Here is a 26,404-nt window from a genome sequence, read left to right on the forward strand (position 1 = left end):
CCGCTGCTGGATGAACGAAGGATCACACGGAGCCGGGCGCCGAGCCTCTCCGGGCCGGCGTCGAATGAGGGTCGGTGGCCGGTTCTCCGGCACGCGCCACGAACGGCTCCAGGATGCCCGGGGCGCATTGCCGCGCGAAGTCCAGGGCGTGCTGCGCGGTAATATCCGGGGTGTCGTAGCTGCCATAGCCGGCAGCGGTCTTGACCGACACCGTGCGCAACCCCAACCGGCGTTGCAGCAACGACTCGCGCACCACGATGGTACTGACCGAGGAACGCTGCAGCGCCGTGGTGGCCCTGGCCAGCAGCCCCGAACGGGTCACCAGGTAGTCCCCGCATAGACCGTGCCCGAGGGCCCGGTAGGCGACGACCGCCGCAACCAGGCTCACGGGCCACACCCCGGCCAGCACCCACAGGGTGGCGGGGGCGATGACCTGTGCCTGCACCAGCCACCAGAGCACCAGGCCGACCACTGCGCTGAAACCGGTGGCCCAGGCCAGGCGCCGCCGCAAGGCCGACTGGGGATGCGGGCGCAACTCGGAGGTGAACGGATCCGGGGTGTGTCCCAGCACCTTCGAGGCGTTGGGCCAGTGGGTGCTGCGCGGGCCGCGCGGCAGGATTGCTGTGGGATCCTTCATGGAGTAGACATCCAGCCCCGTGGTCACCACATTCGAGTCGCAGATGCCCAGCCAGCGCCAGAGGACCGGCTCGGACACGGTCAGGCCGCGGATGCGCCGCTCGTCGCGATTGACCTCCACGGTGGTGAACAGCCCGCGCCGGGTGCGCAGCATCGTGCCCTCCTTCTCATGCACACGGGCCAGCTCGAAGTTCCAGAACTCGGTGAAATACAAGACGCCCATGCCCAGGGCACCGAAAACCCCCAGGGCCAGCACCGCGATGAGGATGGTGGGAAGAACCCCCAGGGATTCCCAATCGAGCAGCGACAGGATGAAACCGTTGGCATCCACGCCAAAGCTGCTCAGCAACCAGTACAGCCCCCAGCCCAGGCCGCCGGCGACCAGGAAGGCCCAGATATTGAACATGTTGTAGATGAACCAGCCGGGTCGGAAGGTCGCGAAGACCTCCCGGGGTTCGGGAGCCTTTTCGGCACGTTGGATCGCGGCCGATGACCGGGCATCGGCCGCGACCGGGGTGCGGGAAACGGCCGCTATCGTGCGAAGGTGCTGTTGCAGGGCCAAGGCATCCTGCACAGACAGCGCGTCCAAGCGCAGAGCCGCCTCGCTGGCGGAGGTCTGCTGGCCGGCACCGATCTGCACCACCCGCAGCCGTCCGATCCGGTGGCGTAGCTTCGCCTCGATGTCCACGCTGCGGATACGTTCGCGCTGGATCGAACGATGCTGGCGGAAGATCAGTCCGGTCTTGATTTCCACGTGGCTGCCGGTGATCCGGTAGCGCGTGAAAACCCAACGCCAGGCATCGTGGCCGGCGCCGAGCACGCCCCACGCCGCCAGGCCCCACAGCGGCCAGATCTGCGAGGGGCCGACCTCCAACGGCAGGATCCACAGTGCCAGCACGGCCGGAGCCAACGAGAGCAGGCTCTGGGCCAGGTCGACGTAGATCATCCGGGCACTGAGCTGCTGCCAGTTGCCGCCGGCGGCGACTTCGGCAAGGGCGTCCCCCGACTGCGGCCGGTTCACGTGGCATCACCCTCGGTCAGCTCCGCGATCCTGGTCAATTCGGTGGCGGTGCGCTGGGCGGTGGCATGATCCAGCCCGACGATGTTGATGGCGCCGCCTGAGGAGGCGGTGGTTACCCTCAGGGTCGCCAGTCCGAGCAGCTGTTCCAAGGGGCCCTGGATGGCGTCGATGGTCTGCGCCCGGCTCAGGGGTGCCGCCCTCCATTCGCGCACCAGCCAGCCGCTACGTGCGTAGACCGCGTGCTCGGACGTCTCCCAACGATGGACCCGGTAACGCCAGAACGGTTCGACGAAAAGTGCCACCAGCAGCACCAGCAACGCAAGAACCAGGGCCGGTGTGCTCCACCCGGCAGTGGAAGGCCAGATCAGCCGGACGGTCAGGGCCGCGGCGGCAATGCCCCCGTTAAACACCAGCGCCTGCAACATCCACCAGTAGACGGCGCGACGGTTGACCGGATGCCGCGGGGTACGCAATTCCCACCGCTCGGCAGGCGGGGGATGGTTGGGCTGGTTCATGGTTTCTCCTTGGCGATGGCATGGTCGATGAAATCCAGCAGGGCGGCGCTTTGGGCCTGCAGGTCCGTTTGGGGGTCGGCGGCCCAGGTCTCCAAGACGGCGCTACTGGTCTTGACGATCAAGGTGGCGATGGTGCGCGGATCGAATTCCCTCAGTTCACCGTCCTGTTGGCCACGGACGATAATCCCGCTCAACGCGGTGACCTCCTCATCGAGTTCCTCGGCGAAAGCCAGCTGGCCGTCGGCTCCGCGATGGTTGGCCATGATCTCCCCGGTGGCCAGGAACCTGGTGCGGTGCCGCGAGAAGAACTCCAATTGGGAACCCACCCAGGCCAGGATCTTTCCCCGGGCACCGGTGGCCGCGTCCACGGCCGGCTCCATATGCTGCCAGCCTTCGTCGAAGAAGCGCAGCACCAGCTCGCGAAGGATCTCGTCCTTGGTGCGGAAGTGGTAGGTGATCACGCCCTTGCTGATGCCAAGGTGGCTGGCGATGCGTGCGATGGACGTACCGGAATACCCCTCGGTAGCCATCACCTGGGCTGCCGCGTCAACGATCTGAGCGCGTCGGGCAGTCTCGGTAAAGGTGCGCCTGCGTTCTGCGCCGGCCTGCTTCGTACTCATGGACCAATATTAGTACGATCGTACTAATCGCGGCAAGGGTTCACGTTCTAACGAACCATCCTGCGATGTCAGTAGGTGTTTGAGGGGGGAATGGAGTAGGGGAAGGGGAAGTCGGGGACGAGGTAGTGCGAGCGGTCGGAAAAGAAAAATTTGACTACAGGCCCGCCGGGGCTTGTGTCAGTACTCACAGGGCGCTTATAGTTGTTGTGCGATATGCGAATAATGTGTTCGATTATCGAATACATTTTATGGTTCTTGGTTTTCAGGTTTCACAGAGCAGTGAGGAAAAGCTGTGCAGTTTCACCACAATGGGTATGTATCAATCGATCCGCGGGTCGAGCCGGCGGCAGGGTACGGCATTGACCGCGCCACCGAGCTGCCCGACGAGATGGATGTGCTGATCGTCGGCTCGGGGCCCGCCGGCATGATCACGGCTGCACAGCTGGCCCAGTTCCCCAACGTCAGCACCCGTATCATCGACCGCCGGCCCGGTCGACTGGAAATCGGCCAGGCCGACGGAATCCAGGCGCGCAGCGTGGAAACCTTCCAGGCTTTCGGTTTCGCCGAGGCCATTGTCGCCGAGGCGTTCTGGCTCACGGAAATGAACTTCTGGAGCCCCGACCCGAAGAACCCGCAGAATATCGTGCGCACCTCACGTACCAAGGACGACCCGCAAGGAATCAGCGAATTCAAGCACCTGATTGTCAACCAGGCCCGTGTGCTGGACTACTTCGCCGAGTTCGCGAAGAACTCCCCGGCCCGCATCACCCCCGACTACGGATACGAGTTCAAGTCGCTGACCGTCCAGGAAGGCGCCGAGTACCCGGTCCATGCGGTCCTGGAATACACCGACGGACCCAAGGTGGGCACCGAGCGCGTGGTCCGCGCCAAGTACGTCGTCGGTTCCGACGGGGCCCGCTCCAACGTCCGCCGCTCGATCGGTGCGACCCTGGCCGGTGACCAGGCCTTCCACGCCTGGGGCGTGATGGACACCCTGGCCGTAACCGATTTCCCGGATATCCGCATCAAGTGCGCCATCCACTCCGAAGCCGGCAGCATCCTGCTGATTCCACGCGAAGGCGGGAACCTCTTCCGCCTGTATGTCGACCTGGGTGAAGTGGCCGAGGATGACAACGGCAAGGTCCGTCAAACCAGCCTGGACGAGATCATCAAGCACGCCCAGGCCATCATGCACCCCTACACCCTGGAGGTGAAGGATGTTGCCTGGCACAGTGTCTACGAAGTGGGCCACCGCCTGACCGACCGCTTCGATGATGTCCTGCTCGAGGACATCGGCAAGCGCGAACCGCGGGTCTTCATCACCGGCGACGCCTGCCATACCCACTCGGCCAAGGCCGGCCAGGGGATGAACGTGTCCATGCAGGACGGATTCAACCTGGCCTGGAAGCTGGGGCATGTGCTCTCGGGTCTGGCCCCGGAATCCCTGTTGCGCACCTACTCCGCCGAACGCCAGGTCATCGCGAAGAACCTGATCGATTTCGACAAGGAATGGTCGACCCTGATGGCCAAGAAGCCCGAGGAATTCGAGGATCCCTCGTTCCTTGCCGACTTCTACGTACGGACCGCGGAGTTCCCGGCCGGATTCATGACCGAATACCAGCCATCGGTACTGACCGCTGATCGAACCCACCAGGAACTGGCGGTCGGGTTCCCGATCGGCAAACGGTTCAAATCCGCCAACGTGATGCGCTGCTCGGACGCTAACCCGCTTCATCTGGGGCACCAGCATAAGGCTGACGGTCGCTGGCGGATCTACGTGTTCTCTGACCAGGCCGCGCCTGGTGCACCGTCGGCCACCACCTCGCTGGCCCAATGGTTGGTTGAATCCCCGCAGTCCCCGCTGCTGAAGCACACCCCGGCCGGATCCGATATTGATTCGGTCTTCGATGTGAAGGTCATCTACCAGAGCGACCACACCGAGTTCGACTTCACCGACGCACCTCGGGCCTTCCGGCCCAACTATGGCAAGTTCGGGCTGATGCACTACGGCAAGGTCTTCTCCACCCTGCCGGACGAGGACATCTTCGAGCTGCGTGGGATCAGCCGCGACGGGGCCATCGTGGTGGTCCGTCCGGACCAGTACGTGGCCAACGTGCTCCCGCTGCAGGCCACCGAGGAGTTGGCGGCCTTCTTTGCCCCGTTGTTCAAGGAGCACGCCACCGCGGAAACCGTTTGACCTACCGCCCCTGCCGGGACGAAGCGTCCAGCATTCGATGCTGGATGCTTCGTCCTTCAGCCGTTTGAGGCCAGCCTCCGGGGAATACCTCGAGGCGGGAACCGGTTGTGCTCAGCAGGAACCGGTTGCAGAAAGGCCACCCGATGGACCAGGACAGTTTTTCCATTAATCTTCAGAAGGTCATGACGGGCGACCAGGTATGCCGTGACGGTTCCTGCTTCGTTCCGCAGCCGGTTTCCGCGGAAGCTAGTCCACTTGATCCAGCAGGTAGTCCCGAAGCACAACCGCGTGATTGACCTTTTCGTCCTTCGCCGCATATAGCAGGGTGACTGTCTGCTGGGCGTCGAGGACTTCGAGGAACTCGTCGACATGGGGGTTCTGGTCCAGTTCGCGACGGTAGAACCGGGCGAACTCCGCAAAACGTTCCGGATCATGGTTCCAGCCCTTGCGCAGGTCGCTGGATGGTGCCAGCGACTTGCCCCATTGATCCAGTTGCGCATCGACCTTGGTCATGCCCCGTGGCCACAGCCGGTCAACCAGGACCCGGTAGCCGTCTTCCGCGCCTGGTGCGGCATAGATCCGCTTGATTTTCAGAATTGCACTCATCATGTCCGCCTTTCCATCCTCCATCTTCAGCCTACTCCCGGCCGTCGGGCAGTGCCCCCAGGGGCTCTTGGCGGGCGATGCGCAGGGCGCCGGTGACCGGTGAAGGCCCCGCCAGTGAAGTCGCCAGCTAAATATCCGATTGCCTGTTATCTATTGCATGTTGAGTAGGCTAATCTGTAAATAGTTGTGGTGTAAGCCGCAACCGACGCTGAACCATCTCGCTTGGCCGATTGTGAGCCAAACACACAGTATTCGGGAGGACATCTTATGTCTGACAAAGGGCCGGAGCACGCACAGTCCGAGTCTGTCACTGAAACGACCAGTATTGCGTTGCCTGCGCAGAGTCGACCTTCCGAACCCTCGGTGATTTTTAATCTCAACGAAGACGAGCGGCGCGCGGTCGCGGCACTCCCTGAGGGATCCGCGTTGCTCATCGCACACACGGGTCCGAACCAAGGCGCACGCTTTCTGCTGGACAAGGACAAGAATATTGCCGGGCGCCACGTGAATGCCGATATTTTCCTGGATGATGTCACCGTCTCGCGGCGTCATGCGTCTTTCGACCGTGTCGAGAACGGTTTCCGGCTCAATGACATCGGATCATTGAACGGAACCTACATCAACGGTGACCGGGTGGACAGCGTTTTGCTGTCCAATGGCGTCCAGGTGCAGATTGGAAAGTTCCGTTTGAACTTCTACCAGGGCATTCCGGCGTAAGATCATCGTAGAAGTAAAATTGTGATTGATGTTGGCCCCCGGAGCCAACTGTCTGGGATGTAACCGAGGTGTGGACCGTTGCCGATGTTTGATGCAGTACGAAGCCCTCGGCTCGAGGCGGCGCGTCACGAGCCGACCCGTGCGGCGGCATTAAATATCGGTGAGGTTCTTTCCGAGCTCAAGCCGGAATTTCCCCGCGTTACCGCCTCGAAGATCCGTTTCCTTGAAGACAAGGGGCTGATCATTCCGCAGCGCACCAGCGCGGGATACCGCAAGTACACGCCGGCCGATGTCAACCGCCTGCGGTTCATTCTTGCCGTCCAGCGCGACCAGTACCTGCCGCTGAAGGTCATCAAGGACCACCTTGACGCGGTGGACCGTGGTGATGCCCCGGATTCCCTGCCCGGAGGGGCTCCCAACGCCCCGCAGCTGGTCGATACCCGGATGGGTGAACAGGCCGAGAAGCACAGTCGGCCGGTGTCCCAGGCCGAACTACAGGGAATGACCGGTGCCGGCCCCGAACTGATCAGTCAGCTGGAAAACTTCGGGCTTATCGAGCCGGAAGCCGGGCTCTACGATGAGAACTGCATCCAGGTCACCAAATCCGCGGTGTCCTTGGCTAGCCATGGCGTGGAACCGCGCCACCTGCGGCAGTTCCGGCTGGCCGCCGAACGCGAGTTCGCCTTGATCGAGTCCATCGTGGGCGCCGATGCCAAACGCCCCGACATCGCCGCACGCGCCCGCGCTGCGGAAGAAGCCCGTGAAATCGGTGAACAGTGCCTCCAACTGCACGATGCCCTGGTGCAGCGTGCTATTTCCCAGCTGGATCGCTAGGCTGGCCAGAAGCGTTTCACACCCGATCTTGAGGGGGTAGGTGAATGTTCGAACTTGAATTCGCCGGGATCAGAATACAGTTGCCGTCGAATCAGCCGCTACTGCTGCTGAAGCATCCTGGGCGAAACCTCTATCTCCCGTTGTGGATCGGCGCGCCCGAAGCGTCGGCCATCGCCATGTCCGAACAGGGGTTGACCCCGCCGCGGCCGATGACACACGACCTGATGATCAACGTCTTCGAGGCGATGAAAGTCCAGCTGGAGCGGGTCGAGATCGTATCGGTGGACAACGCCATCTTCACCGCCGAACTGGTGCTTTCCAACGGGCTGCGAATCGATTCGCGGTCCTCGGATGCCGTCGCCTTGGCTGTGCGGGCCCATTGCCCGATCCTGTGCACCGACGAGGTGCTGCAAACGGCGGGGGTGGCGATTGAAAGTTCCAGCGACGAAGAGCCCCCGGAGGAACAAATGCGCGAGTTCCGTGAGTTTCTGGACAACATCGATCCCGAGGACTTTTCCACCTAGGATTCCGCCTCGTGTTCGGTTCGCGACACGCCCTCAAGTAATACTTGAAGGTCTTTGACCTATCCCCGATATCGCCGTACCGTCAAATCATAGGGATTCACACATTTGAATCTGGTAACGGGCTTTCATCACTCGCACGTTGGAACCAGCGATACCGTCCCTGCCGAATTTGAATGCGTTAGAAGCAAGGAGTAATTGGATGGACTCTCGCGATACCGGGGATCAACAGCCGGTTGCTGGTCACATGCAACGATCCAACACTCAGGGCCTGCTTTTCACCGACGACCTGCCGCAGCTGGATGAACATGCCGGTTACCGCGGACCGATCGTCTGCAAGGCAGCTGGCATTACCTATCGGCAATTGGACTACTGGGCACGTACCGGGCTGGTAGAGCCCGGCGTGCGCGGTGCCAAGGGTTCAGGTTCACAGCGCCTGTACTCCTTCCGCGATATCTTGGTGCTCAAAGTCGTCAAACGGCTGCTCGACACCGGGGTTTCACTACAGCAGATCCGTACCGCCGTCTTGCACCTGCGCGAGCGCGGGGTCGAGGACCTGGCCCAAATCACGCTGATGAGCGACGGTGCCTCGGTGTACGAATGCACCAGCGCCGACGAGGTCATCGACCTGGTCCAGGCCGGCCAAGGCGTATTCGGCATCGCCGTGGGCCGGGTCTGGCGCGAGGTCGAAGGGTCACTGGCCCAGCTACCCAGCGAAAGCTCGGCCGAACCACACCCGCATGATGAACTGGCTGCGCGCCGTGCAGCGAAGGCCAAGCTGAACGCCGGCTAAAGCCACAATCCGCCAGTGCCAAGGCTGCGAACCGTCCCTGAAAGGGAACGGTTCGCGGCCTTGGTCGTTCCCCGGGACACGCGGTGCCCGGTGAGCCGCGCTAGGCCGTACGTGCGGTCTTGTCGGTAGCCATGACTTCCTTGAGCAGGGCATCGAATTGGGCCACGATCGGTCCGGTCGACTTGCTCGGCCAATGGTGCACCGAGTAGGCCGCGCCCTGGATCTGCTGCCATTCCGGATGCTCGGGAATCTCCGGGGTGAGCATGTTGGCGCCGAACATCTGGCGCATTTCGTTAATGCGGAAGGTGTGCTCGGCCGAATCCTTGCGGACCCGGTTGGCGACCACTTTCACCGGACCCAGGGTCGGGGCGAATTCCTGGCGGAACAACTCCAGCGCGCGCTGGGTGCGTTCGGTGCCGGCTACCGAGAACAGGCTCGGTTCGGCCACCAGCAACAGCTGATCCGAGGCACTCCATGCCATGCGGGTCAGCCCGTTCAGCGACGGGGGGCAGTCGATCAGCACCAGTTGGTAACCCGAGGTGCGGCCCAAAAGCTGGGTCAGGCGTCGCAGATCGCGGGTGCGCAGGTCCGGGCGGTCATAGATGCCGGTATAGGCATCACCCACCGCCACATCGAGGACGGGGATGCGGGTGCGGGATTTCTTCTCGGCCGCCTTGGATTGCCATGCGCTGGCCGCGACATTGTCCTGCAGTTTCGCCCGACGTGCGTTCTTCAGCATCTGGCCGATGGTCTGCTTGTTGTCCGAGCGAACACCCAGTCCGGTACTGGCATCGGCATGCGGGTCGAGGTCGATCACCAGGGTGGGGATCCCAGCGGCCAGCGCCGCCGACGCCAAACCGAGAGTTACCGAGGTCTTTCCCACGCCACCCTTGAGGCTGCTGATGCTCACTACGTGCACGGAACAGACCACGCCTTTCACTGCTCGCTGAATGTTGCTATCGCCGGGACTTAATCTCTATTTATCATAGTCGGCTTCGGGCAAAAACCCCGAGTCCGCAACGTGGGATTCGCCTCCCGTGTCCGTGGACCGGGAAAGTTACGGAAATTGACCCTCATGACATTGTGGTCTGACCACATAGGGACTTTTTTGTGCATCGTGCCCCAAGTCACTGTATGGTGTTTTCCTAAGTGCTCGACAACGAGCCACTTCCCACGCTCTGCACCGCCGGCAGCCGCGGCGAAACCCTGGAAATCCAGGGGATTCCCGGGTCGGGGGTGCGCCGAATTGATGTAGGAATGCGATGTTTGAAAAGATCCTGGTAGCAAACCGCGGTGAGATCGCCATCCGTGCTTTCCGCGCTTCCAACGAGCTCGAGGCAAAAACCGTTGCCGTCTACCCCTACGAAGACCGCAACTCGATTCACCGGCAAAAGGCCGACGAGGCCTACCGTATTGGTGAAGAAGGTCACCCCGTACGTGCCTACCTGGACATAGAGGAAGTTATCCGCGTCGCCAAGGAAGCCGGCGCGGACGCCATCTACCCGGGGTACGGATTCCTCAGCGAGAATCCGGAGCTCTCCCGTGCCGCCGCCGAGAACGGGATCAAGTTCATCGGCCCCTCGGCCGATGTGCTGGAACTGGCAGGAAACAAGGTGGCTGCGCTCAAGGCCGCCCGCGAGGCCGGTATCCCGGTCCTGGCTTCCACCGAGCCCAGCGATGATGTTCCCTGGCTGCTGGCGGAGGCAGAGAAGATCGGCTTCCCGATCTTCGTCAAGGCTGTCGCCGGTGGTGGCGGACGCGGTATGCGCCGGGTGGACCGGCGTGAGGACCTGGACGAGTCGCTGAACGCGGCCATGCGCGAAGCCGGATCCGCCTTCGGAGACCCCACGGTCTTCCTGGAACAGGCCGTGTTGCGCCCTCGCCACATCGAGGTGCAGATCCTGGCCGACGAGCACGGCAACGTGGTGCACCTGCACGAGCGCGACTGCTCGCTGCAGCGGCGCCACCAGAAAGTCGTGGAGATCGCCCCGGCCCCGAATCTGGACGATTCAATCCGCCAGGCGCTGTTCCGCGACGCCGTCAAGTTCGCCAAGGCCCTGGGCTACCAGAACGCCGGCACCGTCGAGTTCCTGGTGGACACCGTCGGTGAGCGCGCCGGACAGCACGTGTTCATCGAAATGAACCCGCGCATCCAGGTGGAGCACACGGTGACCGAGGAAGTCACCGACATCGACCTGGTGCAGGCGCAGATGCGGGTGGCCTCCGGCGCCACTCTCGATGAGCTGGGCATTCGCCAGGAGGACATCCAGGTCCGTGGCTGGGCCTTGCAGTCCCGCATCACCACCGAGGATCCTGCCAACGGTTTCCGCCCGGACGTGGGCACCATTACCGTGTACCGGTCCGCTGGCGGTTCGGGGGTGCGCCTGGATGGCGGCACCGTGTACACCGGGGCCGAGATCTCCCCGCACTTCGATTCGATGCTCGTCAAGCTCACCTGCCGTGGCCGCGACTTCGCCACCGCGGTGTCCCGCGCCCGGCGGGCCCTGGCCGAATTCCGCATCCGCGGGGTGGCCACGAACATCTCCTTCATCCAGAACGTGCTGGGCGACCCGGAATTCCTGGCCGGCAACGTGGCCACCGACTTCATCGACAAGCGTCCGGAGCTGCTTACCGCCAACCAGTCGCAGGACCGCGGCACCAAGGCGTTGAACTACCTGGCCGCGGTGACCGTCAACCAGCCGAACGGGCCGCGTGTCGAGGGTATCGACCCGCGCAAGAAGCTGCCGGCCTTCCCCGGGGACAAGGCCTCCGAACCGGAGCGTTCGCCCTTCGACGGTCCGTCGCAGACCGAGCAGCCGCCGGCCGGCTGGCGCCAGGTGCTGCTGGAAAAGGGGCCGGAAGGTTTCGCCCAGGCGTTGCGGCAGTCCACCGCCGTGGCGGTGACCGATACGTCCTTCCGCGACGCGCACCAGTCGCTGCTGGCCACCCGGGTGCGTACCCGTGACCTGCTGCACGCCGCACCGGCCTACGCCCACGTGCTGCCGCAGCTGTTCTCGATGGAAGCCTGGGGCGGGGCCACCTACGACGTATCCCTGCGGTTCCTGGGCGAGGATCCGTGGAAGCGCCTGGAACTGCTGCGTGCCGAGCTGCCGAACATCCCGCTGCAGATGCTGCTGCGAGGCCGTAACACGGTGGGCTACACCCCGTACCCGACCGAGGTCACCGACGTGTTCGTGGCCGAGGCCGCCAAGGCCGGCATCGACATCTTCCGTATCTTCGACGCGCTGAACGACATCGAGCAGATGACCCCGGCGATCAAGGCCGTGCGTGCCACCGGGACCGCGGTGGCCGAGGTGGCCCTGTGCTACACCGGCAACCTGCTCGACGCCAACGAGAAGCTCTACACCCTGGATTACTACCTGGAGCTGGCGCAGAAGATCGTGGATGCCGGGGCGCATATCCTGGCGATCAAGGACATGGCCGGGCTGCTGCGTCCGGCCGCGGCCAAGCTGCTGGTCAGCGCGCTGCGCGAACGTTTCGATGTGCCGGTGCACCTGCATACCCACGACACCGCCGGTGGCCAGCTGGCCACCTTGATGGCCGCGGTGGATGCCGGGGTGGATGCGGTGGACGTGGCCAGTGCCGCGATCGCCGGGACCACCTCCCAGCCTTCGGCCTCGGCCCTGGTGGCCGCGCTGGAGAACACCGAGCGCGATACCGGGATCCCGCTGGAGGCCGTGGCCTCCCTGGAACCCTACTGGGAAGCGGTCCGAGCGATGTACAAGCCGTTCGAGTCCGGGCTGCCGGCCCCGACCGGACGCGTCTACCAGCACGAGATCCCCGGCGGCCAGCTCTCGAATCTGCGCCAGCAGGCCATCGCGCTGGGCCTGGGGGAGCGCTTCGAGGCGATCGAGTCGATGTACGCCTCGGTGAACGCGATGCTGGGCAACCTGGTCAAGGTGACCCCTTCCTCCAAGGTGGTGGGCGACCTGGCCCTGCAACTGGTCGGTTCCGGGGTGGCCGCGGCCGACTTCGAGGCCAACCCGCAGAACTACGACATCCCGGACTCGGTCATCCAGTTCCTCTCCGGGGAACTGGGCGACCCTCCGGGCGGCTGGCCGGAACCGTTCCGCACCAAGGCCCTGCAGGGCCGGACCGTGCGCCCGCAGGTGGAGGATCTCTCCGAACAGGATTCCGCGGCCCTGCATGCGGATTCGGCCACCGTGCGTGCCACGCTTAACCGGCTGCTGTTCGCCGGCCCGACCCGCGACTACGAGTCCAGCGTCGAGAACTACGGCGACCTGTCGATCCTGCATACCCGCGACTACCTCTACGGCCTGGTGCCGGGCTTCGAGCATGTGGTCTCGCTGGGCAAGGGCGTGCGCCTGCTGGTCAAGCTGGTCTCGATCTCCGAGCCGGATGAGAAGGGCATGCGGTCGGTGGTGGTCACCCTCAACGGCCAGCAGCGCCAGTTGCTGGCCCGCGACGAATCGGTGGAATCCACCGTCAAGACCGCGCCGAAGGCCGATCCGAACAACAAGGGACATGTTGCCGCCCCGTTCGCCGGGGCCGTGACCGTGGCCGTGCAGGCCGGGGACTGGGTGGAAGCCGGGCAATCGGTGGCAACCATCGAGGCCATGAAGATGGAGGCCGGAATCACCGCCAACGTCTCGGGCACGGTTTCCGAGGTCACCCTGGATGGCACCAGCCAGGTCCAGGGTGGCGACCTGCTGCTGGTCATCAAGCCGGAGTAGCCGCCGGCGGGAACATCGCGGACCCCAGGGGCCGGTGGCGCTTGGCGTCACCGGCCCCTGGGCCGTTCGGGCTACAGTGGAAGCCGGCCACCAGATGGCTGCGGTCCCAGAACGAAGGAGTCAGTTGATGGGGTGGATACCCAAACCCGGATCAGGTACCCGTGCCGCCACAGGCCGCGCAGCGCAGCTTGGCGCGCAGGTGGCCGAACGCCATCCCGAGCTCGGGGTCTTGCTGTTCGGACTCGACGCGGACCTGGATCCGCAGCGGCTACGGGTGCGGTTGGCGGCCCAGCTGGCCGAGGTGGGGGTCACCTGCCGGATCTCGGTGGCCGGCCCCAACCGGGTGCAGGCGGTGCTATCCGGGGCGATGCCCCGGCAGGGGCAGGTGCTGGTGGTGCTGGCCCGCAGTGACCAGACGGCTCAGGACCGGCTGATGGATCTGGTGGAGTGGCTCATCGCCAACGGGCGTGAACCGCTGGCCAGGCACCTGGTGTTCGTGCCGGTGGGGCCGAGCCGGACAGTGGCCGGGTCCTTCCCCTTCCGGCACGTGCCCCTGGCCACCCTGGAACCGGGTTTAACGGCCCGAGGCGGTGCGCCAGGTAGCTGGCGCACCGCCTCGGGACAGCGCGAGCAGTTGCTGCTCGCGGTGCTGGATCAGGCCCTGGGCTTGGAGTAGATCTCCTCCACCACGGATTCGAAATCGCTGAGCACCTTGGCCCGCTTGATCTTCATCGACGGTGTCAGGTGGCCGGACTCCTCGGTGAAGTCCTGCTCCACGATCCGGAACTCCTTGATCTGCTCGGCACGCGAAACCGATTCATTGGCCTTGTCGATGAGCTTCTGCAGGGATTCGCGCACCTGGTCCAGGCGCACCACCTCGTCCATCGGCATCGCCTTGTTCTGCTGGTGGCGTTCCAGCCAGCCCGGCACCGCTTCGGGATCCAGGGTGATCAGTGCGGAAATGAACGGGCGGTTGTCGCCGAGCACCACGCACTGGGAGACCAGCGCATCGGCGCGGATCTGGTCCTCTAGCAGGGCCGGAACCACGTTCTTGCCGCTGGCGGTGACGATGATTTCCTTCTTGCGTCCGGTGATCCGCAGGAACCCGTCCTCGTCGAGTTCGCCGATGTCGCCGGTATGGAACCAGCCATCGGTGAAGGACTCCTCCTGCAGTTCCGGGCGGTTGTAGTAGCCGCGCATCACGCAGATGCCCTTGGCCAGGATCTCGCCGTCGGCGGAGATCCTCACGGCATTGCCCGGCAGGGGCTTGCCCACGGTGCCGATCTTGATCTTCTTCAGCGTGTTCACGGTGACCGGCGCGGTGGTCTCGGTCAGCCCGTAGCCCTCGAGCACGGTCAGCCCGATGCCGTGGAAGAAGTGGCCCAGGCGTTCACCGAGCGGGCCACCGCCGGAGACCGCATGGCGGACATTGCCGCCCATGGCGGTGCGCAGCTTCGAATAGACCAGTACGTCGAACAGCTTGTGCTTGAGCTTCAGGCCCAGCGGGACCTTGCCCTCCTGCTCGGCCCTGGAGTAGGCCACCGCGGTATCGGCCGCGGCGTGGAAGATCTTGCCCTTGCCCGCGTCCTCGGCCTTGAGCATCGCCGAATTGTAGACCTTCTCGAAAACCCGTGGCACCGCCAGGATGAAGTTCGGCTTGAAGGACTGCAGGTCCTCCAGCAGGTGCTTGACGTCTTGGGTATGGCCGGTACGGCAGGCGGCGGCGACATTGACCACCGAGATGTACCGGGCGAAGACGTGGGCCAGCGGCAGGAACATGATGGTCGAAGCGCCGGGGTACACCGCCTCGGGCAGTTCGGCGACGGCGTTCTCCGCCAGCTCCACGAAGTTGCCGTGGGTCAGCTCGCAACCCTTGGGGCGCCCGGTGGTGCCCGAGGTGTAGATGATCGTTGCCAGGTCGCGCAGGCCCGCGGCGCTGCGCCGGGCCTCCAACTGCTCGTCGTCCACCGACTTCCCGGCCTCGCGCAGTTCATCCAACCCGCCCTCGAACTGCCAGACATGCTCCACGGTTTCCAACTGCTCCTGGTGCACCGCCTGGCGCACCACGTTCTCGTGGTTCGGGGACTCGACCACAATCGCGTGGGCTCCGGAATCGCCCAGGATCCAGGCCACCTGGGCGGGGGAGGAGGTTTCGTAGATCGGCACGGTCACGCAGCCGGCAAACCAGATGGCGAAGTCCACCAGCGTCCACTCGTATTTGGTGCGGGCCATCAGCCCGATGCGCCCGCCGGGTTCGATGCCCTTGGCGATGAATCCCTTGGCGATGGCGCCGGCGTCGGCGGCAAACTGCGAGGCGGTGACATTCTGCCAGTTGCCGTCGGGCTGCGGCTTGGAGAACAATGCCGGGTTGGCAGCGGAATTCGCATGCCGCAGCAGCAGGTCGGTGATGTTGGACTGTTCCGGGCTGTGGATGCGAAGGGGGGTGCTGTACTCGAGCATCGGTTTTCACTCCTGACGTATGTGACCGAGGTAATCGCAGCGAGTGTGCTACGTCACAAGATATTACTAGATAGTAACCCAGCGCCGACCTGTCGGCCAAGTCGGTTATACCCTGGCTCCATCATCCCCCGGATCACGGTGCTTGGGTAGCCTTCGGAACAACATCGCCACGCCGACAAGTACCATCACCGCCAGCAGGGCGTAGAGGCTGCCGGGGGCATTGCGGAAAAACACCACGCACAGCAGCAGGCCCAGCGAGCCGCCGGCCACGGCCACCCACGACAGGGTCAGCACCGGGTCCCCGAACCCCAGCGCCGGGGGCTCCTCGGGTACAAACCCACCGTCGGACTCGGATTCCTCGACCTCGTAGTCCCGTGGCCCACGGGCCAACGGGCCGGTATTAAACAGGTCATGCAGCGTCTTCTCGCGATCGGCGGCCGTGGGTTCATGGGGGACGGGGCCGGCGTCGGGTTTCTCCTCCGGTACGGCATCCGGGTCGGCCGGCGGACCCTGCTGGAGCCGGGCCACCAGGTCATCCCACTGCGGATCGGGGGTGTTGGACGGGGTCTGGTCTTTCTGGTTCACGAAAATCTCACTGCTGGTTGTTCGGGAGGTGGTCGGAGACGAACTGGATGGAGCGGTCGAAGATCAGCCGGGCGTCATGATCCAGGGTGGCCACGTGCCGGCTGCGCGGCAGCGGGACACGGTCCAGTTCCGTGGCCGGGTCCAGGCCCTGCAGCAACGCCTGCACCGAGCGGTCCGAGACCACATTGTCCACCGCCGAACGGAAGAGCAGGATCGGGCAGTCCACCAGCGGCAACCGGGCGCGGGTCTGGGCAAAGAGGCGGTGCAACTGGGCCACCCCGGCCACCGGGGTGCGTGGGTAGGCCTTCTCGTCGGCCCCTGGCAGGGCGATGTCGTTGCTGATCGGCGCGACCGAACGCAATACCGGGTGCAGGTAGCGGGCGTACGGTGCCACCGGGGAGTCGATGACAAGCCCGGGGTTGACCAGCAGCAACCCGGCCACCTGGCGGCGGGTGGCCAGATGCAGGGCCAGCGCCCCGCCCATCGACAGTCCGGCGACGAATACCACCGGGTGTGTGGCTGCCAGCCGGTCGAACGCCTGTTCGGTGGCCTGGATCCACCGGGCGTAGGGCACCCCGACCATGTCCTGCCAGCGGGTCTCATGCCCTGGCAGCACCGGGACCTCGGTGGCGAAGCCGGCCTCCTCCAATGCCCGCGCCCAGGGCAGCAACGCCGTGCGGGAGCCGGTGAACCCGTGGACCAGCAGTACCGCGGCGGCGGATGTCATGGAATCGTTGTGCATCACAGGGCCTTTCTGTCACCCATTTACCTCGAGACTAGTGCACAATGAGAAGGTATGAGCCACGCGTTCGGCGAACACCGGCCGGCTGATGCACCACCGATCCATCGCACACACCGAAGGAACCGACGAACGTGTTGTATGACTTCCTCAAGAGGTTCGCAGTTCGGCCCTTGCTGAAGATCTTCTTCAGGATCGACCTGCAAGGGATGGAGAACGTCCCTCCGGACGGGGCGGCCATCCTGGCATCCAACCACCTGTCCGTTTCCGACTCGGTGTTCCTTCCCGCCGTGCTCGAGCGCCCCGTGATTTTCCTGGCCAAGGACGAGTACTTCAACGGCAAGGGGCTCAAGGGCCGCTTCACCGCCTGGTTCTTCCGCAATATCAACCAGTTGCCGATGGACCGTTCCGGCGGGGCCAAATCCGCCCAGTCCCTGGCCAGTGCGAACCGTGCGCTGGCCGAGGGCAAGATCCTGGGCATCTACCCCGAGGGCACCCGTTCACCCGATGGCCGGCTGTATCGGGCCAAGCTCGGGGTCGCCAAGCTGGCCCTGGAAACCGGGGCCCCGGTGATCCCGGTGGCGATGGTCAACACCCACCGGGTCCAGCCCATCGGCCGGCGAATCCCGCGCCCCGGGCGCATCGGCATCCGCATCGGCGAACCCCTGGACTTCACCGACCGGGCCGGCCAGGTCAAGGACTCCCAGGTGTTGCGCCAGGTGGCCGACGAGATCCGCGAGGAGATCCAGAAGCTCTCCGGGCAGCAGTACGCGGATGTCTACGCCCCACGCAAACGCTGAATCCGCCCCCGGCGGCCGGCCAGGGGGAGGCGACCGGGCCGCAGTGTTACGGCGAACCGTTACATTCGCTGGGGCTCTTTGCCGCGAAGCGACGTAGACTTGTGAGGGTGACTGACGCATTCCGAACCCCACTGCCAGGCTCCTCCGTAGCCGGCCCCGCAACCGACCCAGACCTGGATATTTGGCGCAGCAAGCCGATCGCCCAGCAGCCGACCTGGAGCGAGCACGCGGACTATAGCTCCTCGATTGCCGAGCTGGGTTCGCGTCCCCCGCTGGTCTTCGCCGGCGAAGTCGACATCCTGCGTGAACGCCTGGCCGACGCGGCCCAGGGCAAGGCCTTCCTGCTCCAAGGCGGGGACTGCGCCGAGACCTTCGACGGGGCCACCGCCGACAAGATTTCCGCCCGCGTGCGCACCATCCTGCAGATGGCCGTTGTGCTGACCTACGGTGCCTCCATGCCGGTGATCAAGATGGGCCGGATGGCCGGGCAGTTCGCCAAGCCCCGCTCGTCGAACGACGAGACCCGCGATGGCATCACCCTGCCGGCATTCCGCGGGGAGATCGTCAACGGATTCGATTTCACCCCCGAATCCCGTGCCCATGACCCCAAGCGCATGGTGCAGGCCTACAACACCTCGGCCGCGACCCTGAACCTGATCCGCGCCTTCACGCAGGGCGGCTTCGCCGACCTGCGCAGCGTGCATTCCTGGAACCAGGGCTTCATGGCCAACCCGGCACACTCGGCCTACGAGCAGCTGGCCGGCGAAATCGATTCGGCCATGCGGTTCATGGTCGCCTGCGGTGCGGATTTCGAGGCGCTCAAGCGCACCGAGTTCTTCGCCAGCCATGAGGCGCTGTTGCTGGACTACGAGCGCGCACTGACCCGCACCGACTCGCGCACCGGCCAGCCCTACGACACCTCCGGCCACTTCCTGTGGATCGGCGAGCGGACCCGCCAGCTGGACCACGCCCACGTGGACTTCCTCTCCCGGGTACGCAACCCGATCGGTGTGAAGCTCGGCCCGAACACCTCGGCGGAAGATGCGCTGGCGTTGATCGAGAAGCTGGACCCGAACCGCGAACCGGGACGCCTGACCTTCATCACCCGCATGGGGGCCACGAACATCCGTGAGAAGCTGCCGAACCTGGTCCGGAAGGTCACCGAATCCGGTGCCCAGGTGCTGTGGGTGACCGACCCGATGCACGGGAACACCGTGACCAGCCAGAACGGTTACAAGACCCGCAACTTCGCCGACGTGATGGACGAGGTCCGCGGCTTCTTCGAGGTGCACGACGCACTGGGCACGATCCCCGGCGGTGTGCATGTGGAGATGACCGGCGACGACGTGGCCGAGTGCCTCGGCGGCGCCGATCCGATTCGCGAAGAGGACTTCGACTCGCTCTACGAGTCGGTCTGCGACCCGCGGCTGAACCACCGCCAGTCCCTGGAGATGGCCTTCCTGATCTCCACCGCATTGAAGACGCGCCGCAGCTAGCCCCGGCCAAGACCAAGGCCCCTTCCACCCAGACACCGGGTGGAAGGGGCCTTGGCGTTAAACCGTCATCCGGTACAGCACACGGGCCGGGGGATCAGAAGACGTAGATGGTGATGCTCGACCCGCGTTCGGCCTTCTTATCCAGCGGTGTCTGCATGCGCACCGTGTCCGAACGCTGGCCCAGCATCTTGCGGGTCTCCACTTCGAATCCCGCGTCCTGCAGGGTCGCGACCGCCTCGTCCAGCGACCGGCCGATCACCGAGGGGATGGACAGGTATTCCGGCCCCTGGGACAACTGCACGGTAATACGTGAGCCGGCTTGCACGCTACCGTCCTCGGGGTCCTGGGCGGCCACCTGACCTGCCGGAACCTGGGAGGAGAACACCGGGGCACCCGATTGAATCTCCAAGCCAAGGTCCTGGAGCGTGGCACGGGCCGCGGACTCCTCCAGCCCGATCAAGCTCGGGACCTCCACCGGCGCGGGGCCGGCAGAAACCAGCAGCGAGGTGCCGGTTTTCCGGGTCAACTGTTCACCGGCCTGCGGGGTGCTGGAGATGACCAGCCCCTCGGGCACGGTGGAGGAATGCTCCTGGCTGATGGCCGGGTCACGCAACTGAAGCTCGGACAGGGCGGAGCCGGCCGACGCGACATCCATCCCGCCCAGATCGGGCATCTGGAAAATCTCCGGACCGCGTGAAACCACCAGCTCCACTCCCTGGAAGCGCATGATGTTCTCACCCTGGCCCGGGTTCGATTCGATAACCCGCCCCACGGCCACCTCATCGTGGTAGCTGTTGTTCACCCGGACCGGTACCCCGGCCCGGTCAAGCTCCTGCACTGCCTGGGCCTGCAGCAGCCCACCCAGCTGCGGGATGCTGATGATACTGCCCGGGCCGCGGCCGAAGAACCAGGCCGTGGCGGCCACCAGGGCCACCGCCAGGATGACCAGCAGGAAGGTCAGGAACCTGCGGCCCGCACCGGGAGGCGCGGCCAGCTGGTGGGTGGGGATCTGGGCCTGCTTGCGCCACTGTTTCTGGGCGCGTTGCCGCTCCCGCTTGGACAGGGGGGCGTCCTGCGTCCCGGCGGAATCCGCTGTTACCGCATCCTCCGGGCGGCCCATGGCCATGGTCGGTTGGGGCAGGAACGGTTGGGCCTGTGGCGGGGCCGAAGCATGCTGCTGCGGAGAGTGGAGTTCGGTGGGGGACTGCGCATCGTGTCCCGGCAGGTGGGCCAGGGCTTCGGTGGGCACGCCGGAGGCGTCAACCGCCTCGGTGGGCTGGGAGCCGGCATCCAGTGCCCGGGTGGCCTCGGAATCCTGTTTCTCCCACCACGGATCACCGGGCGCGTCGCGTTCGGCCGCCTCCCATTGGCCCAGGCGCTGCTGCACCGAGGTGGCTGCCGGCGCGCCGTGCGGGATCAGGTCCTCCAACCCGCCGTAGAGGGCCGCACCCAGATCAAGCTGATCCTCGCTGAGCGTCGCACGGATCTGGATGATCTCATCAAGCAGGAAGCCGGCGTTCTGCGGGCGGTTTTCCGGATCCTTCTCGGTGCAGAAGCGCACCAGCTCATCCAGGTCCTGGGCCAGCTGCGGGACCCGGGCCGAGGGCAACGGGGTCTCCGATTCCAGTTGGTGGCGCATCAGGGCCGGGATCGAGGCATCGGGGTAGGGGACCGTGCCGGTGAGCATCTGGTAGATCATCACGCCAACCGCGTAGATGTCGCTGCGCGCATCGGCCGGCTGGCCCGAAACCAACTCGGGGGAAGCATACTGCAAGGTGGCCAACAGGGTTGCCGACTGGGTATGCGCGCTGGCCGCCCGGGCCAGCCCGAAATCGGCAATCAGCACCTGGCCGGTATTGGAGATCAGCACATTGGCCGGCTTGATGTCACGGTGCACGATCTGTTCGGTGTGCGCGGCGGACAGGCCCCGGCAGATATGTTCCAGCAGGCTCAGCGCCTGGCGCGGGGTCAACCGGCCGCGGTTGGTGATCAGCTCGTGCAGGTTCTGCCCGCGCACGTATTCCATCACCAGGTACACCAGTTGCCCCGAGACATTGTGGTCCAGGATCTTCAGCACGTTCGGGTGGTTCAGGTTTGCCGCGATCACCGCTTCGGAGGCGAAGCGCTTGCGCACCTCGGTCTCGGCGGCGTAGTTCTCGTTGAGGATCTTCACCGCCACGGTCCGGTGCAACCTGATATCCAGAGCCTTGTAGATTTTGGACATGCCCCCGTAGCCGATCAAGCCCTCCAGGACGTAGCGTTCCTCAAGGCATTGGCCGATCAGGTGATCCGAAGGTGCTGGGCTCATGATGCGCCCGTGCAGTGATGCGCAGCGGGTGCGGCGGCGACCTGCATCACGGGCGGCTCCTTTCGTACGGTGACACTACAATCAATCTACCCAGTACGGCTGGGAATTTGACCAGTTAACGCCAAGATCCGCCAGAACAACGGCGGCGTTCTGGCGGATCTGGGATGATTCCGGGGCCGATGAATCGGGCCGGAGTCGCGAAGTCTGGATTAGGACGCGCGACGTGCGCGAGCCGCACGGCGCTTCAGGGCACGACGCTCGTCTTCGCTCATGCCGCCCCACACACCGGCATCCTGGCCTGACTCGATGGCCCACTGCAGGCAGGTCTCGGTGACGTCGCAGCGTCGGCATACACTCTTGGCTTCCTCGATCTGCAGCAGGGCTGGTCCGGTATTTCCAACGGGGAAGAAAAGCTCCGGATCCTTGTCCAGACACGCTGCGCGGCTACGCCAATCCATGCTTCTTGATGCTCCTCGAAAATTGGGGGTGGCCCATCCTGCAGTACGTCCAATGGCGCAACATGGTGATGTTGTTCCGGGCGCATGGGGCTACTGTCGCTGTAGGCAGGGTGAGCCGAAATCTCAATGGTGTCCGGCAGATGCTCACCGCCGGAACTAACTTCATAAGGTTTTCATGTTACAGATAAGTAAACAAGGGTCGCCGGATCGAAACCTCGGCAAAATCCTGAGTGCTTTGTCACAAACCCGCGAACGGCAAGATGACTAGCTTAGTGTCAGATATTTGACAATGGGTACATGAATCACATTTCTGTTTGATCACCTCGGCACCCAGCACGTAGATTGTTTGATGTGAGCAACAACGAACTGGCCGGCGCCAGAACACTGAGTGTCAAAGTCGTGGCGGCCCTGGTGCTGGTCGAGGCCCTGGCCGTCCTGGCCTATGGCATCAACTACCTGATCCACATCACGGATCCCGGGGTGCTGACCATGCCCGGGCGCATCTTCATGCTGGTGCTTTGCCTGGCGGCCGCGGTCTGGCAGGGCTGGGTGGCCTACAGCTTCTACCGGGGCCGGGCCTGGACCCGGGCGGCGATCGTCGCCTGGCAGCTGTTCCAGGTCATCCTGGCTACCACCTACTTCCAAACCGAACTGATCGGGGTGGCCGTATTGGCCTTCTTTGTCGCCGCCGGGGTGCTGATCCTGCTGTTCGCCCCGCAGACCACCGCCTTCCTGGGCGACCGCAAGAGCCGCAGCTGAGCTAGCCGCACGCAATGCGCACCTCGGCGGGCTGACCGCCGATCAGCATCACCGCGCGCCAACACCCCCGATGCCGTACCGGATCCCGGGCTGCCAGCACAGGCCAGTTCAGCGGTTGCATGTCAAAGGGATGCATGGCCTCGACCACCAGCACATCGCGCTCATCCAGGGCCATGGCCGGCAAACCGAAGTCGTAGGCCAGCCGGGCCGACGGGGCACAGAACACCACCGGCCGATGCCCCTGCGCCGCCAGTTCGTTCAACCGTCCGGCCAACCCGGGATCCGGGGCGCCGGAGAGCACCAGGGCCGTGCCCGGGGCCAACTCCTGCGCCCCGTCGCCCAACTGAACACCCCAGCGTCGGGAAAGCAGACGGGCCACCTCGGATCGCAACCCCGCATCGGGCACCAGGATGAAACCGATCCCCGCCGGGGTGAAATGCACCGGTGTCTCTTCCAAGCCGCTGGTTCCCAGGAACCGGTCACCGACCCGGGATGACGCCGCAGGTTCGGCGCCCCAAGCAGCCGGCGCACTGCCGATTGCGGAGCGCAACCCGGTCAGCTGGATGCCGTGCATCTGTCCGTCGGGTCCGACTTGGATCCCACGTCCGGCCACGGCGCTGACCAGAGGCAGTTTCGGCCACATCATCGTCAGCCCCTGGGGTGCACCCAGGGGGAAGTACCAGCGCCGGGTGCACAGCTGTGTGGCCTTGAGCGCCGACAGGTCGCGATCCCCGATGATCACCACTTGCACTGCACTCTGCGGCGCCCCGCGGATCAGCGTCGCGATGACCTCGTCGAACCGGGCCCAGAGTGCCGGGGGCAAGGCGGCGGCCAGACCCGCAAGATTGCGGGCCACCACCAGCACCCCACGCAACTGCCCGGCCCCGGCCAGGAAGTCCAGGGCCTGGGTGAACAGGTAGGTGTCCGTACCGGTAAGCAGTACCTGGTGCGGTTCGGGCCGCCGCCCCGGTGGCGGGGCCGCGTCGAAGTACAGCAACCGGTGACCGGTGCCGAATAACCCGGCAGCCAGGTGCCCGCCGCCAGCTTCCGGCAGGCCGCTGACCAGCAGGGCCGGGGCGGTGCCGGTGCCCAGGCACAATGGCCGGAGCCTGCCCCCGGACAGGTCGTCGAGCACCCCGCACAGCACCTGGCCATCCCCGGGCTCCCCGGGGGCAACTTCCTGCACGGACCCGGGCAGTGGCGGGGCAAAGGGATTGTCGACGCCCGGATGACCCTGCCAGCTTTCTCCGATCCGTTCCACGCGTTGGCGCAGCAGTTCCATGGCCTGGCCGGCCGTTGGCTGCTGGCCCAGCGGTCGGCGGCGGTATTCGGCGAAACCATGGGCCGCCCGTTCGGCCAGGTAGCCCACCGGCGGCGGGGCCGCCGCCAGCCGGAACCGGAACCGGGTGGCCCCGATCGCGTTTCCGCGCAGGATCGCCTCACCGGGCCGGCTCAGTTGGGCGGCCTGCGCACTGCCCACCAGGTCGATGGACTCGGCATTCTCCCGGACACGCAGGGCGATGACGGTGTTGACATTCGCCCGGGTCTGCCCGCTGAGGGTGCCGGCCGGTTTCTGCGTGGACAGCAGCAGGTGGATACCCAATGCCCGGCCCACCGTGGCGATGCGGTCGACGCGGGTCCCGGCCTCGGGCAACTGGTCGATGAACACCCTGAATTCGTCGATGACCACCACCAGCCGCGGTAAGGCGGGCCACCGGCCGTTGGCCTGCTGGTATTCGCCGATGTCGCTGCACCTGGCATCGTGCAGCAGCTGTTCGCGGCGCCGGATCTCGGTTTCCAACTGCTGCAGCATGCGCAGCGCCTGGGCGCCGTCCAGGTCCGAGGAGAACAGCTGGGTATGCGGCAACCTGGCGAACACCGACAGGCTCGCGCCGCCCTTGAAATCGACCAGGGCCAGGGCCAGTTGTTGCGGGGAATGCCCGGCCACCAGTTCGGCCACGATCCGCCGCAACGCCTCCGACTTGCCGGAGCCGGTGGTTCCGGCCACGAGCACATGCGGGCCGTCGGATTCCAGATCCAGGCCGACTTCACGCCCCTGCTGGTCATCACCCAGGGCGCAGTGCAATACGCGGCCGGAATGGGCGGGAGCCCGCTGTTCGACGCGATGCCTTCCCGCCGACAACCAGCAGTCCACCAGCCGGGCGAAATGCGCGGGGCTGAGCCGCTCGGGACAATCCAGCTGCGCCTGCACATCATCGAGAAGCGCCTGCCCGCTGTCCACATCGACCCAGCCGCTGAGTCCATCGCCTATCCGGGGTCCGAGGCCGATGACCAGCGCCCCGGGCACCGGCCGCGCAGTGCCGGCAACCAGGTACAGCACTTCGAGATCCGGCCGCGGGTTCGAGCCAAACCCCGCCGGTGCCGGTTCCGTTGGCGGGGTTCCGAGACTGATGTTGGGTAGCAGCACCAAGCTGGCCGGAAGCAGCCGGAGCCCCGGGTCGATCACCAGTCTCGGCCCGCCGGAAATGACCGATGGCAGCAGCCGGGCCAGTATCGCGCACAGCACCTCCAAACCGTCCCCGGGGTGCTTGGCGAGCACCTGCCACGCGCCGGTGGCTTCCATGGCGAACACCGCAGAGGCGTGCCCTCCTCCGGTCACCGGGTCCCGGGAGCCGGCCGACTCGGGGTTCCAGCGCCCGCTCCCCAGCACCAGCAACGGTTCGGTGCCCGGGTACGGCAGCAGCCCGCGTCCGCTGGTCGCGGCCGCGATCACGGTGCCCAGGGGTGGTGCGAGCCGGCGTCGCAGCGCCAGCCACCTGCCGGTATGTTCGCGAGCTGTGCGACGGTAGCCGATCCGGGCGCGGACCAATCCCGCCAGTGGGATGGCCGCCAGCAGCGCGGTGCACCCGGAGATGACCAGGAAGATCCTGGAGCCGGTCAGCAGCGCCAGCAGGATACCGATCGCCAGCGGGACCACGGCGGCACCCAGCATCGTCACCAACCGTTGCGCCTCGGGTTTGGCTGGCAACCGGGGTGGGGGAGTTGGCCAGCGCTCGCCGGCCGGTTCCAGTTCGGACAGAGGATCCTCCACCTTCAACGTGGTTTGCCCCATCCTGATCAGCGCTCCGCGCACCAGCCTCATCGGCCCGTCATCCGCTGCCCGTCCGCCGCCCAGCAACCGCACCGTTTGCCCGGGGGCCACATGCAGCGTGATGCTGCGGTGGTCCACTTCGACGGTGGCCTGCACCCGTGCCAGGGCCGGGTCCTCCAACCACAACGGGGCGCACCGGCCCACCGGGTGGGAACCAGGCAAGAGGGCGATGTGCGCCCCGGCATTGGGCCCATCGAGCACGTACAACTGCAAGGCCTGCGGGCCGGTGGTTTCACGCTGCGCGGGCACATCGGTGATGATCGCCGAATCCTGCGGCGCGAAGTCGGCAAGCTCACCCAGCGGCCGCCCGGCGCAGAACCAGGGGCCCGGACCGAACTGCGCGCGCAGCAGCGCCTGGAGCCCGGGACCGTCCAGCACCTGATCGCTATGGACGACGAAATGCCGTGGCCGGGCGAAGCCGCGGGAACACAACAGGAATTCCAGAGCCACCGGATCCTACCCCCGTAACGTTGAGTGGAGAAATGAGCGCCTGTGGGCACCATCAACCCACG

Annotated in this window: 21 protein-coding genes; 10 read left to right on the forward strand and 11 right to left on the reverse strand. The window is 65.3% G+C overall.

The genetic code is table 11. From position 1 onward, the window contains the following. Positions 1–22: 22 nt before the first annotated feature. From OK351_RS15925 to OK351_RS15935, 3 genes are read right to left on the reverse strand one after another with little or no spacing between them, the layout of a single operon-like run. Positions 23–1,657, reverse strand: coding sequence for a PH domain-containing protein (locus OK351_RS15925; protein ID WP_265160976.1), 1,635 nt, complete (start codon positions 1,655–1,657; stop codon positions 23–25). Then, complete coding sequence (locus tag OK351_RS15930; RefSeq protein ID WP_265160978.1) at positions 1,654–2,172, reverse strand: PH domain-containing protein; 519 nt, start codon at positions 2,170–2,172, stop codon at positions 1,654–1,656. Before OK351_RS15930 ends, OK351_RS15925 begins: the two co-directional genes overlap by 4 nt. After that, a complete protein-coding gene (locus tag OK351_RS15935; RefSeq protein ID WP_265160981.1) occupies positions 2,169–2,792 on the reverse strand; it encodes a TetR/AcrR family transcriptional regulator in 624 nt (207 codons plus the stop codon). Before OK351_RS15935 ends, OK351_RS15930 begins: the two co-directional genes overlap by 4 nt. 292 nt (positions 2,793–3,084) lie before the next feature. Here OK351_RS15935 and OK351_RS15940 point away from each other — a divergent pair, with 292 nt between their 5' ends. Further along, positions 3,085–4,989, forward strand: a complete 1,905-nt coding sequence (locus tag OK351_RS15940) for an FAD-binding monooxygenase (RefSeq protein ID WP_265160983.1) — start codon at positions 3,085–3,087, stop codon at positions 4,987–4,989. 246 nt (positions 4,990–5,235) lie between these two features. Here the strand turns inward: OK351_RS15940 and OK351_RS15945 are convergent, their stop codons facing one another. Continuing rightward, the gene (locus OK351_RS15945; protein WP_306349496.1) at positions 5,236–5,598 is read right to left on the reverse strand and encodes a DUF488 domain-containing protein; all 363 of its coding nucleotides are present in this window, start codon (positions 5,596–5,598) and stop codon (positions 5,236–5,238) included. 264 nt (positions 5,599–5,862) lie between these two features. Here OK351_RS15945 and OK351_RS15950 point away from each other — a divergent pair, with 264 nt between their 5' ends. From OK351_RS15950 to OK351_RS15965, 4 genes are all read left to right on the forward strand, one after another. Beyond that, positions 5,863–6,312, forward strand: a complete 450-nt coding sequence (locus tag OK351_RS15950) for an FHA domain-containing protein (RefSeq protein ID WP_265160985.1) — start codon at positions 5,863–5,865, stop codon at positions 6,310–6,312. Positions 6,313–6,396: 84 nt separating this feature from the next. Then, entirely contained in the window at positions 6,397–7,146 is a 750-nt protein-coding gene (locus tag OK351_RS15955; protein WP_371931473.1) for a transcriptional regulator FtsR, read from the forward strand. 44 nt (positions 7,147–7,190) lie between these two features. Further along, positions 7,191–7,670, forward strand: coding sequence for a bifunctional nuclease family protein (locus OK351_RS15960; RefSeq protein ID WP_265160989.1), 480 nt, complete (start codon positions 7,191–7,193; stop codon positions 7,668–7,670). Positions 7,671–7,869: 199 nt separating this feature from the next. Next, positions 7,870–8,460, forward strand: coding sequence for a MerR family transcriptional regulator (locus OK351_RS15965; RefSeq protein WP_371931474.1), 591 nt, complete (start codon positions 7,870–7,872; stop codon positions 8,458–8,460). Between the two features lie 100 nt (positions 8,461–8,560). On the opposite strand, the gene OK351_RS15970 is transcribed toward OK351_RS15965, so the two are convergent. After that, on the reverse strand, positions 8,561–9,379 hold the full coding sequence (locus OK351_RS15970) for a ParA family protein (RefSeq protein ID WP_265160991.1): 819 nt from the start codon (positions 9,377–9,379) through the stop codon (positions 8,561–8,563). Positions 9,380–9,722: 343 nt separating this feature from the next. Between OK351_RS15970 and OK351_RS15975 the strand changes: the two genes are divergently transcribed. Beyond that, positions 9,723–13,175 (forward strand): pyruvate carboxylase, encoded by a 3,453-nt coding sequence (locus OK351_RS15975; RefSeq protein WP_265160994.1) that lies wholly within the window; start codon positions 9,723–9,725, stop codon positions 13,173–13,175. Positions 13,176–13,302: 127 nt separating this feature from the next. After that, positions 13,303–13,851 carry a hypothetical protein gene (locus OK351_RS15980; RefSeq protein ID WP_265160997.1) on the forward strand — a complete coding sequence of 183 codons (549 nt, stop codon included), beginning with the start codon at positions 13,303–13,305 and terminating at the stop codon, positions 13,849–13,851. Here the strand turns inward: OK351_RS15980 and OK351_RS15985 are convergent. The 3 genes from OK351_RS15985 to OK351_RS15995 form a co-directional block, all read right to left on the reverse strand. Continuing rightward, positions 13,830–15,635, reverse strand: a complete 1,806-nt coding sequence (locus tag OK351_RS15985; protein ID WP_265160999.1) for an AMP-dependent synthetase/ligase — start codon at positions 15,633–15,635, stop codon at positions 13,830–13,832. The two genes, OK351_RS15980 and OK351_RS15985, sit on opposite strands and share 22 nt — an antisense overlap. 105 nt (positions 15,636–15,740) lie before the next feature. Then, positions 15,741–16,220, reverse strand: coding sequence for a hypothetical protein (locus OK351_RS15990; protein WP_265161001.1), 480 nt, complete (start codon positions 16,218–16,220; stop codon positions 15,741–15,743). A gap of 7 nt (positions 16,221–16,227) precedes the next feature. Next, the gene (locus tag OK351_RS15995) at positions 16,228–16,962 is read right to left on the reverse strand and encodes an alpha/beta hydrolase (protein ID WP_265161004.1); all 735 of its coding nucleotides are present in this window, start codon (positions 16,960–16,962) and stop codon (positions 16,228–16,230) included. 131 nt (positions 16,963–17,093) lie between these two features. Between OK351_RS15995 and OK351_RS16000 the strand changes: the two genes are divergently transcribed. Together OK351_RS16000 and OK351_RS16005 are read left to right on the forward strand one after the other, a co-directional pair. Then, positions 17,094–17,759, forward strand: a complete 666-nt coding sequence (locus OK351_RS16000) for a lysophospholipid acyltransferase family protein (protein ID WP_265161006.1) — start codon at positions 17,094–17,096, stop codon at positions 17,757–17,759. A gap of 107 nt (positions 17,760–17,866) precedes the next feature. Further along, positions 17,867–19,255: a class II 3-deoxy-7-phosphoheptulonate synthase gene (locus OK351_RS16005; protein WP_265161008.1), complete on the forward strand. Its 1,389-nt coding sequence runs from the start codon at positions 17,867–17,869 to the stop codon at positions 19,253–19,255. A 94-nt stretch (positions 19,256–19,349) separates the two neighbouring features. Here OK351_RS16005 and OK351_RS16010 read toward each other — a convergent pair whose 3' ends face one another. Both OK351_RS16010 and OK351_RS16015 read right to left on the reverse strand, forming a co-directional pair. Further along, positions 19,350–21,563 carry a Stk1 family PASTA domain-containing Ser/Thr kinase gene (locus OK351_RS16010; RefSeq protein WP_265161010.1) on the reverse strand — a complete coding sequence of 738 codons (2,214 nt, stop codon included), beginning with the start codon at positions 21,561–21,563 and terminating at the stop codon, positions 19,350–19,352. A 209-nt stretch (positions 21,564–21,772) separates the two neighbouring features. Next, positions 21,773–22,021: a WhiB family transcriptional regulator gene (locus OK351_RS16015; protein ID WP_265161012.1), complete on the reverse strand. Its 249-nt coding sequence runs from the start codon at positions 22,019–22,021 to the stop codon at positions 21,773–21,775. A 351-nt stretch (positions 22,022–22,372) separates the two neighbouring features. Here OK351_RS16015 and OK351_RS16020 point away from each other — a divergent pair, with 351 nt between their 5' ends. Next, the gene (locus tag OK351_RS16020) at positions 22,373–22,780 is read left to right on the forward strand and encodes a hypothetical protein (protein ID WP_265161014.1); all 408 of its coding nucleotides are present in this window, start codon (positions 22,373–22,375) and stop codon (positions 22,778–22,780) included. Position 22,781: 1 nt separating this feature from the next. Here the strand turns inward: OK351_RS16020 and OK351_RS16025 are convergent, their stop codons facing one another. Next, complete coding sequence (locus OK351_RS16025) at positions 22,782–26,342, reverse strand: FtsK/SpoIIIE domain-containing protein (protein ID WP_265161016.1); 3,561 nt, start codon at positions 26,340–26,342, stop codon at positions 22,782–22,784. Positions 26,343–26,404 lie beyond the last annotated feature (62 nt).

The organism is Glutamicibacter sp. MNS18 (genome assembly GCF_026107515.2).
Classification (GTDB): domain Bacteria; phylum Actinomycetota; class Actinomycetes; order Actinomycetales; family Micrococcaceae; genus Glutamicibacter.